This window comes from Rhizobium tibeticum (assembly GCF_900110205.1).
GTDB lineage: Bacteria > Pseudomonadota > Alphaproteobacteria > Rhizobiales > Rhizobiaceae > Rhizobium > Rhizobium tibeticum.
This window is the reverse complement of record NZ_FOCV01000067.1, coordinates 1-15,182: the sequence shown is the minus strand read 5'-3', so window position 1 is coordinate 15,182 and position 15,182 is coordinate 1. Positions and strand designations below refer to the sequence as shown.

General features: G+C 56.2%; 17 protein-coding genes and 1 pseudogene. 5 read left to right on the top strand and 13 right to left on the bottom strand.

Features of this window, described 5'->3' with window-relative positions:
- Positions 1-589 (top strand): LysR substrate-binding domain-containing protein (locus tag BSG20_RS32785; RefSeq protein ID WP_244551835.1); only part of this gene is annotated, 589 nt, incomplete at its 5' end.
- Between the two features lie 363 nt (positions 590-952).
- Positions 953-1,351 carry an adenylyl-sulfate kinase gene (gene cysC, locus BSG20_RS32780; protein ID WP_093041732.1) on the top strand — a complete coding sequence of 133 codons (399 nt, stop codon included), beginning with the start codon at positions 953-955 and terminating at the stop codon, positions 1,349-1,351.
- Positions 1,352-1,726: 375 nt separating this feature from the next.
- Here the strand turns inward: cysC and nifT are convergent, their stop codons facing one another.
- From nifT to BSG20_RS32715, 13 genes and pseudogenes are all read right to left on the bottom strand, one after another.
- Positions 1,727-1,939 (bottom strand): putative nitrogen fixation protein NifT, encoded by a 213-nt coding sequence (gene nifT, locus BSG20_RS32775; protein ID WP_024318448.1) that lies wholly within the window; start codon positions 1,937-1,939, stop codon positions 1,727-1,729.
- Positions 1,936-2,259 carry a nitrogen fixation protein NifZ gene (locus BSG20_RS32770; RefSeq protein ID WP_072382027.1) on the bottom strand — a complete coding sequence of 108 codons (324 nt, stop codon included), beginning with the start codon at positions 2,257-2,259 and terminating at the stop codon, positions 1,936-1,938. The genes nifT and BSG20_RS32770 overlap by 4 nt, the downstream gene beginning before the upstream one ends.
- A 42-nt stretch (positions 2,260-2,301) precedes the next feature.
- Complete coding sequence (locus BSG20_RS32765) at positions 2,302-2,496, bottom strand: 4Fe-4S dicluster domain-containing protein (RefSeq protein ID WP_072382025.1); 195 nt, start codon at positions 2,494-2,496, stop codon at positions 2,302-2,304.
- Between the two features lie 31 nt (positions 2,497-2,527).
- Entirely contained in the window at positions 2,528-4,003 is a 1,476-nt protein-coding gene (nifB, locus tag BSG20_RS32760) for a nitrogenase cofactor biosynthesis protein NifB (protein ID WP_072382023.1), read from the bottom strand.
- Positions 4,004-4,226: 223 nt separating this feature from the next.
- The gene (gene nifA, locus BSG20_RS32755) at positions 4,227-5,834 is read right to left on the bottom strand and encodes a nif-specific transcriptional activator NifA (RefSeq protein WP_420884145.1); all 1,608 of its coding nucleotides are present in this window, start codon (positions 5,832-5,834) and stop codon (positions 4,227-4,229) included.
- Positions 5,835-6,070: 236 nt separating this feature from the next.
- Entirely contained in the window at positions 6,071-6,367 is a 297-nt protein-coding gene (locus tag BSG20_RS32750; protein WP_072382021.1) for a ferredoxin family protein, read from the bottom strand.
- Between the two features lie 12 nt (positions 6,368-6,379).
- On the bottom strand, positions 6,380-7,687 hold the full coding sequence (locus BSG20_RS32745; RefSeq protein WP_072382019.1) for an FAD-dependent monooxygenase: 1,308 nt from the start codon (positions 7,685-7,687) through the stop codon (positions 6,380-6,382).
- A gap of 10 nt (positions 7,688-7,697) precedes the next feature.
- Positions 7,698-8,810, bottom strand: coding sequence for an electron transfer flavoprotein subunit alpha/FixB family protein (locus tag BSG20_RS32740; RefSeq protein ID WP_072382034.1), 1,113 nt, complete (start codon positions 8,808-8,810; stop codon positions 7,698-7,700).
- A 20-nt stretch (positions 8,811-8,830) separates the two neighbouring features.
- Positions 8,831-9,682, bottom strand: coding sequence for an electron transfer flavoprotein subunit beta/FixA family protein (locus BSG20_RS32735; protein ID WP_072382032.1), 852 nt, complete (start codon positions 9,680-9,682; stop codon positions 8,831-8,833).
- Positions 9,683-9,863: 181 nt separating this feature from the next.
- Positions 9,864-10,247 (bottom strand): nitrogenase stabilizing/protective protein NifW, encoded by a 384-nt coding sequence (gene nifW / locus BSG20_RS32730; protein WP_072382018.1) that lies wholly within the window; start codon positions 10,245-10,247, stop codon positions 9,864-9,866.
- Positions 10,248-10,623: 376 nt separating this feature from the next.
- Complete coding sequence (gene nifS, locus BSG20_RS32725) at positions 10,624-11,796, bottom strand: cysteine desulfurase NifS (RefSeq protein ID WP_072382016.1); 1,173 nt, start codon at positions 11,794-11,796, stop codon at positions 10,624-10,626.
- 134 nt (positions 11,797-11,930) lie between these two features.
- Positions 11,931-12,250: pseudogene (locus BSG20_RS32720) on the bottom strand (iron-sulfur cluster assembly accessory protein).
- A gap of 330 nt (positions 12,251-12,580) precedes the next feature.
- Entirely contained in the window at positions 12,581-13,120 is a 540-nt protein-coding gene (locus BSG20_RS32715) for a peroxiredoxin (protein ID WP_072382029.1), read from the bottom strand.
- A 28-nt stretch (positions 13,121-13,148) separates the two neighbouring features.
- On the opposite strand from BSG20_RS32715, the gene BSG20_RS36060 reads away from it, so the two are divergent.
- From BSG20_RS36060 to BSG20_RS32705, 3 genes are all read left to right on the top strand, one after another.
- Positions 13,149-13,379 carry a hypothetical protein gene (locus tag BSG20_RS36060; protein ID WP_143147587.1) on the top strand — a complete coding sequence of 77 codons (231 nt, stop codon included), beginning with the start codon at positions 13,149-13,151 and terminating at the stop codon, positions 13,377-13,379.
- A 642-nt stretch (positions 13,380-14,021) separates the two neighbouring features.
- Complete coding sequence (locus BSG20_RS32710; RefSeq protein ID WP_420884144.1) at positions 14,022-14,534, top strand: nitrogen fixation protein NifQ; 513 nt, start codon at positions 14,022-14,024, stop codon at positions 14,532-14,534.
- Between the two features lie 95 nt (positions 14,535-14,629).
- A partial coding sequence (locus tag BSG20_RS32705) for a cation:dicarboxylate symporter family transporter (protein WP_143147586.1) occupies positions 14,630-15,182 on the top strand: 553 nt, incomplete at its 3' end.

Below are 15,182 nucleotides of genomic sequence, written 5' to 3'. Positions count from 1 at the left end.
GAGGGTTGTGGAGCGCTTGGCCCGGGAGGCTCCCGGCGTCAGCTTCGAGTTGCTGCCTCTCGATGATGATCCCCACGAGCTTCTCCGGCGCGGTGATGTCGATTTTTTAATTCTTCCGGACGTGTTCATGTCGAGCGCGCACCCCAAAGCGAAGTTGTTCGACGAGGCACTCGTGTGCGTCGGCTGCCCCACGAATAAGCAGCTATTGGGGGACATCTCGTTCGAGACATTTATGTCGATGGGGCATGTTGCCGCCCAGTTCGGACGAGAGCTGAAGCCCTCCGTCGAGCAATGGCTGCTGCTTGGGCACGGGTTCAAGAGACGTATCGAGCTTGTTGTACCAGGTTTTACTTTGATTCCGCCGTTGTTGTCGGGCACCAACCGTATAGCAACTATCCCATTGCGTCTCGTCAGGTATTTCGAACAAACGATACCACTGCGCATGGTCAAATCTCCGCTGCCACCCCTCTTGTTCACTGAGGCTGTCCAGTGGCCCGCCCTTCACAACACTGATCCCGGAAACATTTGGTTGCGGGAGATACTGTTGCAGGAGGCGTCGCGCATTGATCCTCAGTCGGAGACGTCTTAGGAGTTGCCAAGAGCATTAACTCTGATATTGACCAAGAATTCCTCGGATTTCTGCGGATCGAAACGCCTCATCGATAGTAAATTGTTGATATTCCGGCTTCTCTTGATGGCGCCTTTGAGTATACTCGTGCGCTCCCACTTGTGTACCGGATGCTGTCCGTCCTGTGTTTAACAGCCGCACCTTTGAATCATGAACCTATTCGGCAGCCGGTGGGACCCCCGCTGCTTCCTTCAAGCAGTTTGTGTTCTTCGGCATTCGCCTCAACCTCAGCAACTGAATCCGTGTTACTCTCGTCAGCGCTATCCTCGAGCTTCACAGGGCTCAGTGCACTAGAGACTCAACGAGAAGAGAGGAACTGACAACATTCGACACGCCTTTAATAAAGATCTCGGTTTTACCGATGCGGATCGGGCTGAAAACATCAGACGAATTGCTGAAGTTGCGAAGTTAATGATGGAAGCAAGATTGATCGTACTGGTTGCGTTTATCTCGCCGTTTCGCCGTGAGCGGGAGTTGGCGCGCGAATTAATTGGTAAGAACAATTTTTCGGAAGTTTATGTTGATACGCCCCTCGACACCTGTGAAAGCCGCGATCCAAAGGGCTTGTACAAGAAGGCCCGAAGCGGTTCATTGCCCAACATGACCGGAATAGGCAGCCCCTACGAAAGGCCACTCGCACCAGACATTGCTGTGCACGGCGCAGGTACGCCAATCGAAGAAAGTGTCAAGGCTATCGCATCTCTCTTATTGCCGAAGGGGTAGCGGTCGCACGAAACCAATCCTTATGCGCATATCGACACAATGCACCCCACTAGTTGTTACTGTGGAGATTTCGTATTGAGACGCACGATGGCGTCTGGATCTGAAAGGGTTCGAGTCATCTAGGAAGTTGTTCCTGTCTTCTGTCCAGCGTAGGGGCACAGCGTATCGATGCCATCTAGGTCAGAAGGATGATTGCTCATCGTCGGCGGCATAGACGTTGATGATATTTTCCATAGGTAAGTTGCTGGAGAGTGATCAATGTGCGGGATTGGGCGGAAGCGCGGCTTGATACGCCTAACAGCCGCGACTACACTCGATGCCATACTCGCCAGGGATGTCTGCATCGGCTTCGCCGCTTATTTGATGCCTACTCCATCAGTCTTCACTGGGTAGCCTCCTCGCCTCGACAGTAACGGGCAGGCGGGTGTTCTGCGGAAGCTCGGGGAGGGCTAGCCGCCATCCATTCCTCAGCAATACAAAGCCGCCCCACAGATTTTCATTCTCGACCGAAATCACCGGCTCCTCGAGATCTTTCTTTGGAATATAAACCGACAAATCGGCGCCGTTTCTACGAACGGTCACTTTCATCTGGCTATCCCTTCTTTAAGGCAAGTGGCGATTTCAGAAGTCCCCGGAGTTGCAGCCTCCAGGCTCGTTATTTCATAGGCACGCATCCCGACGATGGTGCCGCGATCAACCCATTCGACCGCATAGATGTAAAATTGCTGAAGAAAGGTGCCCACGTCGCGCACAAAGCCCTCGTCGCCCTTGTGGACGAGATTTTCACCGATGTCCTTCCCAGGATAGGTGCCGTCATTCCTTACTTGGCGGGTGGCGCGGACCCGCTCACCCGGCGTAAACCGCGGTCGCTCACGGATTTCAACTTCCTGTTCGCGTAGAAGGCCCATGGCCGCTCCTCTCATCCTTGTGCTGCAATTATCGATTGGTCGTCAAGCCGGGACGCAAGTCTTCGGCACCGGACACACCGAGGCGCATTGCTGCGTGTCGAATTCTCCCTTGCACTCGGTGCACTTCTTAGGATCGACAACGTACTTTTCCCCCTTGAAATTGATTGCATCTGAGGGACATTCGTATTCGCATGCGCCGCACTGGGTGCATTGGGACGCAATGATCTTGAAGGCCATGTTCTAGCTCCAGGTTCAGTCAGAAGGCGGCTCAAGCCGTCGCAACCAACGGTTTAACACCAAACTCGGCGGCGTAAAGCTCACGGATCGCAGTTTCGATGTAGTCATAGCCAAAAGCGTCCGTTGCTCGCACACCCGCTTCTGCTAGTTGTTTCTTTGGGGAATCACCGATCTTGGCACAGAGTAAGATGTCTATGCCTTCGAGCGCACTGATGATGTTATAAAGGGTGGCCTCCTCGCCCCAGCCGCCGAGGCAGTACTGTTCGACGTTACGATGCCCTACCAAGTTAATCCCTTTCTGAGAGACTACGTAAACTTGGAGTTCCGTCGCGTGCCCGAAGTGTTCGTTGATTCGGCCGCCGCCTTTGGTGGTCACGGCAACATGAAGCTGTCCGCCGGACTCTGCGGACGTCACAGCTGTGATCGCGTCCTTCCTTGCCGCCAGATGATCGCCGCGCTCCAACGCGACCAGCTGGCGGTAGGCGTGGCGCTTGCTGGCGTTGTAGGTAATATCGCTGGAGATGTGGTCTCGCGTAAACTCTCGCCTGCGATCATCGCCGAGCAGACCAACAGCGTCGGCGCGGCACTGCCTGCAATGGCGCATCAGCTTGGCGCCGCCTTCCAGGCGATCCTGAAGCGCCTCCAGTTCTAACGGCTGTGGACCACGCTGGCCGGTCCGTCCGTAATAGGTACCGTGTGAAGGCTCGGAAATCAGCGGCATCACGTTATGCATGAATGCGCCGCGGTCCCTGACCCATCTGTTGACCTCGACGAGGTGCGCGTCATTGACGCCTGGGATCATCACCGAATTGATCTTAGTGAGGATGTCTTTTTTTTTCAGCATCTCCAAGCCCAACATTTGCCGCTCGTGAAGGATCCTGGCGGCTTCGATGCCGGTGTAGCGACGGTGCCCGTAGAATATCCAGGGATAGATCTTTTCCCCGACCTCCGGGTCCACCATGTTGATGGTGATCGTAACGTGATCAACATTCATCTCGGCAAGCTCATCGACATGGTCAGGCAGCGCGAGTCCATTAGTCGAGATGCATAGCTTGATATCGGGGATTTCCCTCGCGACTCGTTCGAACGTCGCTTTTGTCTTCTTCCAATCGTAACAGGCGTCGCCCGGCCCGGCGATGCCGAGGACGGAAAGCTGCGGCACTTCGCTGGCGACCGCAATCACCTTACGCAGCGCTTGGTCCGGAGTAAGCTTTTCCGATGCAACCCCCGGCCGGCTTTCGTTGGCGCAGTCGTATTTACGATTGCAGTAGTTGCACTGGATGTTGCAGGCTGGCGCGACCGCGACATGCATGCGGGCGAAATAGTGATGCGCTTCTTCCGAAAAACAGGGGTGGTCCTTGATCCTTTCCCAGGTCGCCGGATCTATGTCGTCCGGCGCCGTAAGGCCGCAGGGCGAAGGTGCGCAGCCGCCAGATTTTGCGGCGCGCGGCGCTCCGTCGAGGGATGTTTTCCTGGTAGTCTCAAGCTGTATCATCGGATGCGGCATCGCACGGCTCCATTGACGAGTTAACGTTTCAGCTTCAGACGCAAGAGCAATGCCAATTCAAAAAATGGTAATGTTTCCGCCCAATAGCTTGCTTGTCCGTATTGCGAGCGTGCTGCTAAAATGGTTTTGTCGAATTTGCGACACGGCCATCGCACACGGTGTGTCGCGTTAGACCAGCTGAAGACAAAAGTGACGCTCATGAAGTCCATGATGTCACTCGCCGTCAGAACTTTTTCACCTCGATACGAAGCCGGCGCAGAGCATAGCCGACTTGGCGCGGCGTCAGGCCGAGGATACGAGCCGCCCTGGCCTGAACCCAACCGGCCGTCTCCATTGCATTGATTAGCCGGTCACGGTTGGTCAGACACGGTGCGCCGATTGTGGATGCGGGAGGGCTTGGAGTGCCGGCGTTGGCCGGTGGTCCGACCCTGTTGCCCGGATCGAGCTCATTGATCGCGGTGTCAGCTCCTTTCCCGAGGAGCGAAGAAAAGCATTGGCCCTGCTGACACGCGAAATCTGATGGAACGACCGTACTTTTAGCGGCTAGCGTGGCGGTTCTTTGTACGCAGTTTTCGAGCTCGCGAACGTTACCGGGGAAGCCGCATCGCGACAAAATCTCCAGTGCCGATGGCGAGAAGTCAACGTTTCGATCATTCTCCTCGTTGAATCGCTTGAGGAATACTCTCGCTAGAAGCGGAATGTCACCCTCGCGCTGCTTCAGCGGCGGCAAAATAATGGGCACCACATTGATCCGGTAATATAAGTCGGCTCTAAACTTCCCGCTCGCAACGGCCGTTTCGAGATCTCTGTTGGTGGCGCATATGAGGCGAACATTAACTTTAAGCGTCTTCGTTCCGCCGACCCGCTCAAGTTCACCCTCCTGCAACACGCGTAATAACTTCGCTTGAAATTCTGGCGATATTTCGCCTATTTCATCCAGCAGCAACGTCCCACCATCCGCCAGCTCGAAACGGCCTGCACGCTGCGAGATCGCTCCGGTGAAAGCGCCTTTTTCATGCCCAAACAGCTCGGATTCCAGAACACCTGACGACAGTGCGGCGCAATTCAGTTTCACGAAGGGCTTCTTTCGCCGTGCCGACAATTCGTGTATCGCCCTTGCAAAGGATTCCTTGCCGGTGCCGCTCTCGCCCCTCAAAAGCACAGCGGAGTTGGTCTTCGCCACGATAGCGGCGGTCTGGACGACCTCCTTGAGCGCAGGACTATCTCCGACAATCCAGCTGATTTGCGTTCGCGGGGTGGGGCCAGGCTTTCCCTCGACGCGGGAAATCTGCTCTGCTTGTTCCTCGGTTATTGATCCGCCACGATTGAGCCGGCTGGCCAATCCGGTGAGGTTGGCGACCATGGTGAGGAAAAGTATCTCCTGCTTGTAGTTATCACTGGTGGTGCCAGGCTTACCGCGATCAATCCATAATGCCCCGAGCACCATCTTTCCCGCCTTGATGGGGACACCCATGAAGGTAACAGGAAGATTGCCGTCTTGAGACGTTCGCAATGTAGTGTTGAATAGGTCCGATTTCCTAATGTCAGGCACCACGAGTGCCGCACCCGTAGCGATGATATGCTCTATTGCCGCCTTCGGTTTGATCATGGGAGTGGGTGCGGGAGAGTCGCGGCCGAAGCCGGAGCGTACGGTTATCTCTGCCTTCCCTTCCTCGGCCGAAATCACGATCTCGCCGTGGCGCATTGGCAGAAGCAAAGATAGGCTATTCAGCGCATTAGAAAAAGCGATCTCAAGACGAGAGGAAGCGAGGAGGTCTCTCGATATCCGATAGATTCCACTGCGCAACATATCCGGGTTATGCATGTTCATAGCGATTGCTCGCCCGCCGGCCGAGCTCTATCGATACTCGATCTAAACCCGGTTGGTGGGCTGTCCACAGTTTTCTACCCTCAGCGCGCGAACTTTGTTGTTCGAGCATTCGGGAGTTTTATACCTCCATTCGGGACCGCAGAAAAAATAAAATGGATATGTAAGCCGTCACGAGTTTATCTGCCGTCGCTTACGCAGAGGGCGGTCAATGCACTCTGAGCTGGAGATGGCGCTCATCATCCGAACTTGAAGAGGATCCCGAACCCGCCTCGCGGATAATTCCACTCGATGTCACCATTTGCTTCGCATAACACTCTGCATGTGCCGCACTCCATGCAGCCATCCACAACAATTTCCACCTGCCCGGCATCGTTCGCCTCATAGCATTTGGCCGGACAAATTTGCGTTAACGCAAGCAGGTTCGGGCTTGGCGACAAATGCGGTCGCACTTTTATGTGTGGGCGCCCCGTATCGACCAGATAACGATTTTGGTAGAGTTTGTCTTCGATGCGTTCCATTATCGTGACCTTCATCTGAATTCTCCTTTAGCGCCAGGCCAAGGCGAGACGGACCGCGTCACTGACCAACCCCCAACGCGAACGTGCCTTGATGAAGGCGGCTGATGTCGCCTTTTCGCTCTCAATCTTGGGGGTACCGTCAACGCGCACGAAATTCTGCGCAGCCTGCGATATCAGCTTCGGATAAGTCGTGAAAAAGCTTTGACGATTGTTATGGAGGAGGGCGGGCATGTCTTTGTGCTTCATCAGGTCTTTCATAACGAAGGACTTGTCCAGCATGCGCTTGTAGAGGGAGAGGTTCTGCTTGGTCATGGCACCTCCGCGGCATTTTATCTGGAAAATTGATTCGCCGACCATGCGCCCCGATGCCATGGCAAGGTTGGAACCCTCGCGATGCACAGCATTGTTGAGTTGCGCTGCGTCGCCAACGACGACCCAGCCATTGCCGAAGAGCTGCGGGATTGCCTTGAAGCCGCCCTCCGGAATGAGATGCGCGGCGTATTCTTTGACCTCCGACCCCGCTATCAGCGGTCGGATCGAGGGATGGCCCTTGAAGGCGTCGAGAAGAGCGTACGGTTTTTCCATGGTTGATGCTAAGCCGGAGACGAGGCAGCCGATGCCAAGCGAAATTGACTCTCTGTTGGTATAGAGGAAGCCCAGTCCGGCCATTCCGCGTGAGATTGTCCCGCCTGCTTCGATCACGCAGCCTTCGTCTTCGGTCAGGCCGAAGCGCTCTGCAATGACCTCCTCCGGCAGGAAATGCATTTCCTTGACGGCGAGTGCAACATTTTCCGGCTTCGGCATCTCGCGCAATCCGGCCCGTGTGCCGAGGAGCCCATTTGCCCCTTCAGCGAGAACGACGACATCCGCAAGGATCACGTCGCCGGTGCGGTCCGTGTGGACGCCTATCACCTTCCCGCTCAAATCCTGGGCAAGTTTCGTCACCGTGGTCTCGCATAGTACCGTGCCGCCAGCCTCACGCACCTTTCCCGAGAACCACTTATCGAATTGGGCGCGGATGATAGTGTAGCGGTTTGGCCTCTGCTCATTGAAGTCATCCGATCGATAGTGCATTCCTGTGTGCGACGTATCGTCCATTATCCAGAACCGCTGCTCGACCAGATGACGTTCAAGAGGCGCGTCATCGCGGAAATCGGGAATTATCGTCTCCAACGTATGGGCATACAATATGGCGCCTTGAACGTTTTTGGAGCCCGGATACTCTCCGCGCTCCAATTGCAGCACTTTCAGACCGGAACTAGCCATCGTATAAGCAGCAGCGTTGCCGGACATACCGGCTCCGACTACGATGGCGTCGAATTTCTCCTCGCTCATTGGACCTTCCTCAGTTCACTAGTTTCAGATGATCGCGCGGCGCCAATCGCCTCGTGAAGGCCTCGGTCAATGCTGGAAGGAACCGGATTGCATCAGCAACAACGCCCACATGGGCGAAATCGAAGATCGGTGCGTTCCGATCGGTGTTGATAGCGACAATAAAATCAGCTCCTTCGACGCCAACCCGATGCTGGATTGCACCCGATATTCCGGCTGCAACGTAGAGCTTGGGTCGGATCGTCTTACCGGTCTGACCGATCTGTCGATCAAATGGCATCCAACCCTTTTGGACCAGCGGTCGCGAACAGCCAAACTCACCGCCGATCGTCCTCGCGAGATCCTTCACGTGCTGCAGGTTCTCGGCTGCGCCGAGCCCGAGCCCGCCGCCAACCACGACATCGGCGTAGGCGAGATTGGCATCTTCCGATTGGCTGTCAGAGAGGAAGCCAAGGACTTTCGTGATGATTTCTTCCTCGACCATCATCAAATCATGTCGGATAACGCGTCCGATTGGCTTAGCCACTCGCTGCGGCATCGCCATGACCCTCGGACGCACTGTTGCCATTTGCGGACGGCAGTTGAGCGTATAGATAGTGCACAGCAAAGAACCGCCGAAGGTCGGCCGCGTTGCCGCGAGGGAACCATCTACATCGACGTCCAGTTCCGTGCAGTCGGCCGTGAGCCCTGTCTGCAACGTAGTTGCCACAGAACCCGCAAGGTCGCGGCCAAGCGTGGTCGCACCCAAAAGCAGAATTTCAGGTTTATGGCTATTGACCAGATCTGTCAGGGCTTTGGTGAATGGCTCATTTCGATAGTCTACTAGTAGCGGCGACTCAATAAGGTAGGCGAGATCGGCCCCATAAGCGAAGGCGTCTGCGATGGCAGGCCCGGTCCCCACTCCGTCCGGCGGCCCGACGACCACGCCAGCAAGCTGAACGCCCAGCTTGTCGGCAAGCTTGCGGCCTTCACCGAGCAATTCGAGGGACACGGGATGGACCTGGCCCCGCTCCAGCTCAATGAAGACCCAGACGTGCCGATGATCCTGATAATGCTTTGGCAACTCCTTCTTCATGCCGGCACGGCCGGTGGCTTGAGACGGCGTCTCACTTTTTTGGATTTCCATCATGCGCTCCTCCTTGCCGCTCACGCGCTGCCATTGGATGAAAGCTCACCCTCCAACGCAGGTTGGTCGGTGAAGATTGATGCGATCACCTCGTCAGCGACATGGCTAACGGTTTTGTCGGTTGTGTCGAGTTTCATAGCTTTTTGCGCTCGGGCGGTGGGAGCGAATACGCGTTTCACGACCGTCGGCGACCCTCTCAAGCCGCAGCTGGCCAGTTCCTCAATTCCAGCGTCGGCCGCACTCCACTTCAGAATTGGGGACCGGGCGGCACGCAAAGCATCATCGAGAGAGCCGCGGCGGATAGAATTGACACCCTCCAGCATGGTGATAAGGCACGGGAATTTGCTCTTCAGCATCTGCGTGCCGCCTTCCGAGCGCCGCTCAATTGTGATCTCGCGCGCATGGAGATCAATAGAGGCAATTTTCGTTATGTAAGTCAGTTGTTGGAGATCCAGGCGCTTGGCAATTCCAGGCCCGACCTGGGCGGTGTCGCCGTCGATCGTCTGCTTACCAGTAAAGACGATATCAGGCGCGCCAAAGCTATCGCCAATCTTCGCGATTGCTTGAGAGATAGCGAATGACGTTGCCAACGTGTCGGATCCCGCAAAGTGACGGTCTGTCAAAAGTATCGCGCGGTCCGCGCCGTAGGTGAGCGCCTTGCGCATCGCTTGCTCTGCCATGGGTGGGCCCATAGTGAGGACGGTGACCGCGCCCCCATGGCAGTCACGCACTTTGAATGCTTCTTCGAGCGCGAACAGGTCGTAAGGGTTGATGATGGTCGGCACACCTTGGCGCATGATGGTATTCGTCACCGGATGGACGCGTATCTGCGCGGAGTCCGGCACCTGCTTGATACAAACTACGATGTGCATGATGTTTTTAGGCTCCCGATCGAATGTGGATTGGCGTTTCGGCTTACTCCAAGCACTATTCGTGCCAACCACATTGCGCATAGGTAATCCCCTGAAATGTTGGTGTGTTCCCTTGTCAGGATTTCGCCACGCGACAGTTTTGTCGGATTGCCGACGTTGTGGTGTAGCAACCCTGCCGCACTTATTTCTTTCCGAATGGCGTCAGGATGGAGTCCAACGGTACAAAGGTGCGACACGGCGCGGCGGCCTTGGCCGGATCGCGGTCCTTGAGCACTTTAAAGACCCGATGCGCAAGCGGCGAAGAAGTTGCAAAGTCCTCGTACGCGCGCTCGAGCGCGGCGCGCGCATGGGCAGCGATCGCTTTGTCCTGGAGATCGGAATTAACCTCCTCGGCCAGGTATTGCCCCATGCGCTTCATGATGTGGAGCCGGGAGACATTGAGCACCTTCGGATCATAGGACACGCCAAGAACTTCGAAGAATTCCTCGGCAGCCGACAAGCGCTTTAGCCGCGCGAGAATGTCGGTGACATCAATAGGAAGGTTCTCGCCCGCACAACTGTTCATTTGCGTTTTCCTTTGGTGGTCGAGGATGCGTTCGCTCCAAGCTGACGAACAGCAGCGAGCTTCGCAGATAGAGAAATGAGATGCGGTTGCCAGCGGCAACGCTACTCAGGATTGACGCGTCGAGACCCTGCAGCATTATCCACGCCTCAAGCCGTATCGGGAGGCCGCCAGACCCACCACGGCACGAACTTCGTCGACCTTGTCGGCAGCCCACGCAGGCGTATCGATCCCGCTGTCCAGCACGCGGGCTGAAGCAAGCGAGCGGCCGGCCCCAGCTTTTCCACGTGGTGAAGGCGAAGCCAGCACCATGCGTGTTTTATTGAGAACGACCGGAAGTTTCTAGTCCTCAGGCGGCGCGCCGGATTGGGAGCCCTCATCACTTAGCGTGCCCCCTGGAGCCAGGGACAGCGTCACGTAGTTTCTCCACGATTCCCGGTATCAGTTCGAGTACCCGATCCACATCCTCCTCGCGGTTATGGCGTGAAAAGGAGAAGCGAACTGCACCGAGTGCCGTACCGTGGCGAATGTTCATCGCCCTTAGAACATGGCTCGGCACCGAGGATCCAGAGGTGCAGGCGGAGCCCGAGGAGCAAGCGATACCATGGCGATTGAGCAGAGACTGCATGGCTTCACCAGCAATGCGGTCGAAGGCGACGTTTGTGGTATTCGATAATCGTGCCAGCAGATCGCCGGTGACGAAGGTCCTGGGGATCCGCTCAAGAAGTCCTTTCTCCAATCGATCGCGGAGCGATTTTATCCGCTTGTTTTCCTCGTCCATGCACTCCAACGCGAGTTCGGCCGCCTTGCCTAAGCCTACGATCCCGGGCGTATTCTCCGTGCCCGCGCGCCGGCCGCGCTCCTGGTGACCACCCCTGATGAGTGCGTGAAAGGGCACGCCGCGTTTTATGTAGAGCGCGCCGACGCCTTTCGGACCATGTAGCTTGTGGCCGGAGAGCGACAGCATGTCGATTGCGGTCGATTTCAGGTCCATCGGAAGCTTGCCGACCGCCTGCACTGCATCGGCGTGGAAAAGTGCGCCAGCTTGCTTGGCCATCTCAGCAAGCCTTTCCACGGGAAAAATTGTTCCCGTCTCGTTGTTCGCCCACATGATCGAAACGATCGCCACGCGATGGGTGAGGGCGGTCCGGTAGGCGTTAAGATCGAGTCGGCCATGGTGGTCCACCGGGATCCTGTGCACCTTAACGCCGTGCGTCTTCTCAAGGTGTGCGCAAGGCGTTAGCACCGCCGGATGCTCGACCGCTGAAGTGACAATCTCGGTGCGCCCAGGAACCGTATCGAGACCCGAAAGGATCGCCGTATTGACGCTTTCGGTCCCGCCCGAGGTGAAAGTGATCTCATGGTCGAACTTTGCACCGATCAGCGCTTGCAACTGCCGGCGCGCGGTCTTGATCGGTGCACCGGCAGCGGTGCCGATATCATGCATCGATGAAGCGTTGCCAAACTGATCTAAAAAGAACGGCAGCATCGCTTGAACAACTTCGGCATCGACTTGTGTTGATGCATTGTTGTCGAGATAGACAGGGCTCAATGATACCACCCTCCAACTTCCGAATGACGGAAGCCTCACAGCCGCAGGCCCGTCGAGCCTTGCTCGGACGCCTGCATCGAAGACGTGTTGACCGAATCGCGGATCCCGCATTGCCGTTCGCCCTGCCCAGACGATCAGCTACAGGACTTGGCGCAGGCGCACTTCTCCCGCGGGTTAGGATTGTCGAAGATAAAACCGGAGGAACCCGATCCGTGACGAAATCCAAGGTCAAGCCGGCGATATGGTCTTGAGAGCCCGCGTCCACGAACACCTTGACCCCACCCGTCTCAATGACAGCATCGCCCTCTCGCGACTCGCTCTCCAAGCCCACATGCTATTTGGGGCCGGCGCAGCCGTCCACTTGGACCATGATGCGCAAGCCGTTCACAGGCTCGGGAGACTGGGAAATGATACCCTTCGCTGCTGCGATTGCCTTTTCGGTGAGCGTTACCATCGGATCGTTTCTCCTGGTTTCCGAGTTGCGTTCGCAATCAACAACGCACGTAGCGTGCCAACCGAAAAACCCGTTCTAAAACAACGTGAATCTCAAACCCCGCTATGTCGCATTTCCGACAACGTCGGAGATCGGACAATGCAGAGTGGTGCGGCTGGGTTAGCGTGAACTCGTATGAGTCATTCCTGCCAAGCGCCGGCGACTGACGTGGGTTCTCGAGCTTGCTCAGTCCGCGACCCCAACTTGGACCACACTTAAGAATTAGTGCGCAACCTGTGAAACGCAATTTAGGACCTGCGTCACAGAGCCGTCAGACGGTCTGTCATCCGGTCAGGGGGCGCCAAGCCACTTCAGCGTTGCAAGAATGTTCTGCGGTGACGAGACTCCGTACGGATCTGTTTCGCAATTATCCGAGAGTCCGTCCTCCACAAACCATTGCTCCACAACTCCGTCGTCGATCAGTGCAGCGTAGCGCCAAGATCGAAGGCCGAAGCCGAGATTATCCTTTGCGACTAACATGCCCATCTTGCGAGTGAATTCGCCTGAACCATCAGCAATAAGCTTGACCTTCTTCAGTCCCAACGCCTTACCCCACGCATTCATCACGAAAGCGTCATTGACAGAGAGGCAGTAGACCGACTCGAATCCGTGCTTAACGAATTCGTCGTAGAGCTTTTCAAAATCCGGCAATTGCTGAGTCGAGCAGGTCGGGGTGAAGGCGCCGGGAAGCGAAAATAAAATCGTGCGCCTACCGCTAAAATAATCCTCCGTAGTCTTGTCGTCCCAACGGTACGGATTTGGCCCTTCCACGGTCTCATCGCGAACACGCGTGCGAAAGGTAACGAACGGAACCCTTTTGTTCATCGTCATCAGCATTGCTCCTTTAGAATAAGATCTGATGCGTTTGCCACCACACCTGCTGTCGAACCGCCGATTTTGGAGTGTCTTCCCAGATTTCGCCACCAACGTGCAGGTGCTCGAGGAAAACGCACAAATGTCGGACGCATCAGAGGCGTTGCCTCCACTGCTCTTCTCGGCTGCTGTCCAGCTTTCAACGAACGAGTCGCAAGCGCCGTGCCATTTTGACATCAAGGCCGTAACGGCACTGCTTCTGCCGGAGCACGGTTAGGATCTGGTGTGGTGGATGCTCAGTTCCATTTCCATCGGCTTGAGCAAGCGCTGCCAGTATTTTAAGTCGTGCCGTGCCAGGTGGGATGGCAGGCGTGCTGCTTAGGCATAATCAATGCTATAAGAGACACTTGGATCTACTCGCCGGAAGCTCGATCATATGCTTGCCTTGTCCGGGGGGGACGGATCCCCGATGGTCAGTGTTGCAAAGCCACCATGCCGCGAGTATGTACCCGCGTCTCAATAACGAGTCCTGCAATTTTTGGCGCAGACTCGACATCCAATGTCGTCGGTTTGTCGATCCCGAGACGGGCCGCTGTTCATTGTGTCTGCAACCGCGAACTCATTTAGCCTTTGAAAACCAGCAAAAACTGACTAATCGGCTCTGTAACCGCGATTGGCATGAGTTTTGAAACACTATCCTCGAGCAGTACGTTGCCGCGCCGCAGATCATCTCGTGGCGACGTAGCGAAGGAGGGGAAGCAACATGTCAAATGTCATTCAGACCCGCAATTTGTCGAAAAGGAGAGTGACCCTCCTGACCGATCGGCCTGGTCACCGACGATCATCGCAATCGCCAGGTCTCGGCCCACCTATAGACCTCGATATGGACTTCGATCAGTATGTGTTTTCCTGCGTCCTCTTGCATGCGCTGGAAGAGATTGCTGCCGGCGTGGCAACTGCGACCGAGGCAACAGGCCTTTCCCGTGCCGAGCTGCGAAACGTCCTTAACCGCTCTGTTCCCGCCACTGTTCTGCAGGCCTTCGGATCGGAAAAAGTGCGCGAAGCCAAGCCGGGTGTGGAAGAGGAACTTCTGCGCGATCTGCTGCTCGCGCATGCTCGACCGGGCGACCAAACAAGCGCTTGTTTCGCCAAGATCATCGCCCGGCGCGCCTTGCGCCACGACCATCTGTGGCTGGAGCTTGGTCTATCCGATAGGTCCGAACTTAGCCTCCTGCTTGCCATCCATTTTCCCACGCTAGCGGCCGGCAATACCAATCACATGAGGTGGAAAAAGTATCTTTATCGCATGCTTTGTGAGGCCGAGGGTTTTTCGCTATGCACGGCACCCAGTTGCCGAGAATGTAAGGAATATAAAAACTGCTTTGTTGCTGAGCAAAGCGAAACACCGGGATGCGCGACCGGTTTGAATTAGGAGAAGCTAACGTCAGCTAGTGACCGCAACCACGCCCTGGGCGTCGATTCGGCACACCTCTTTGAGACGGTTCACGCCATATGGGGGATTCGGAAATGATCGTTGAGCATTCTGCGAAGATCCGCAAGACACCGTTCCATCGACATCTCTATGTCCAAGTTCTTGCGGCAATCGCCACGGGTATCCTGCTCGGGCATTTCTACCCCGAAGTCGGCACGCAGATGAAGCCGCTCGGCGACGCCTTCATCAAGCTCGTGAAGATGATCATCGCGCCGGTCATCTTCCTGACCGTTGCAACCGGTATCGCCGGTATAACCGATCTCGCCAAGGTCGGTCGCGTCGCCGCTAAAGCGATGGCCTACTTCTTGACCTTTTCGACGCTGGCGCTCGTCGTCGGCCTCGTGGTCGTGAATGTGGTGCAGCCAGGAGCGGGCATGCATATCGACCCGGCTTCGCTCGATGTGAAAGCGATCGCCACGTACACCGCGAAGGCGCATGAGCAGTCGCTCACCGGCTTCCTCATGAACATCATCCCGACGACGCTTGCCAGCGCCTTCGCCGAAGGCGACATCCTGCAAGTCCTCTTCATCTCCGTCCTCTTCGGCATCGCACTTGCCCTGGTCGGCAAGAAGGCCGAGCCCGTCATCG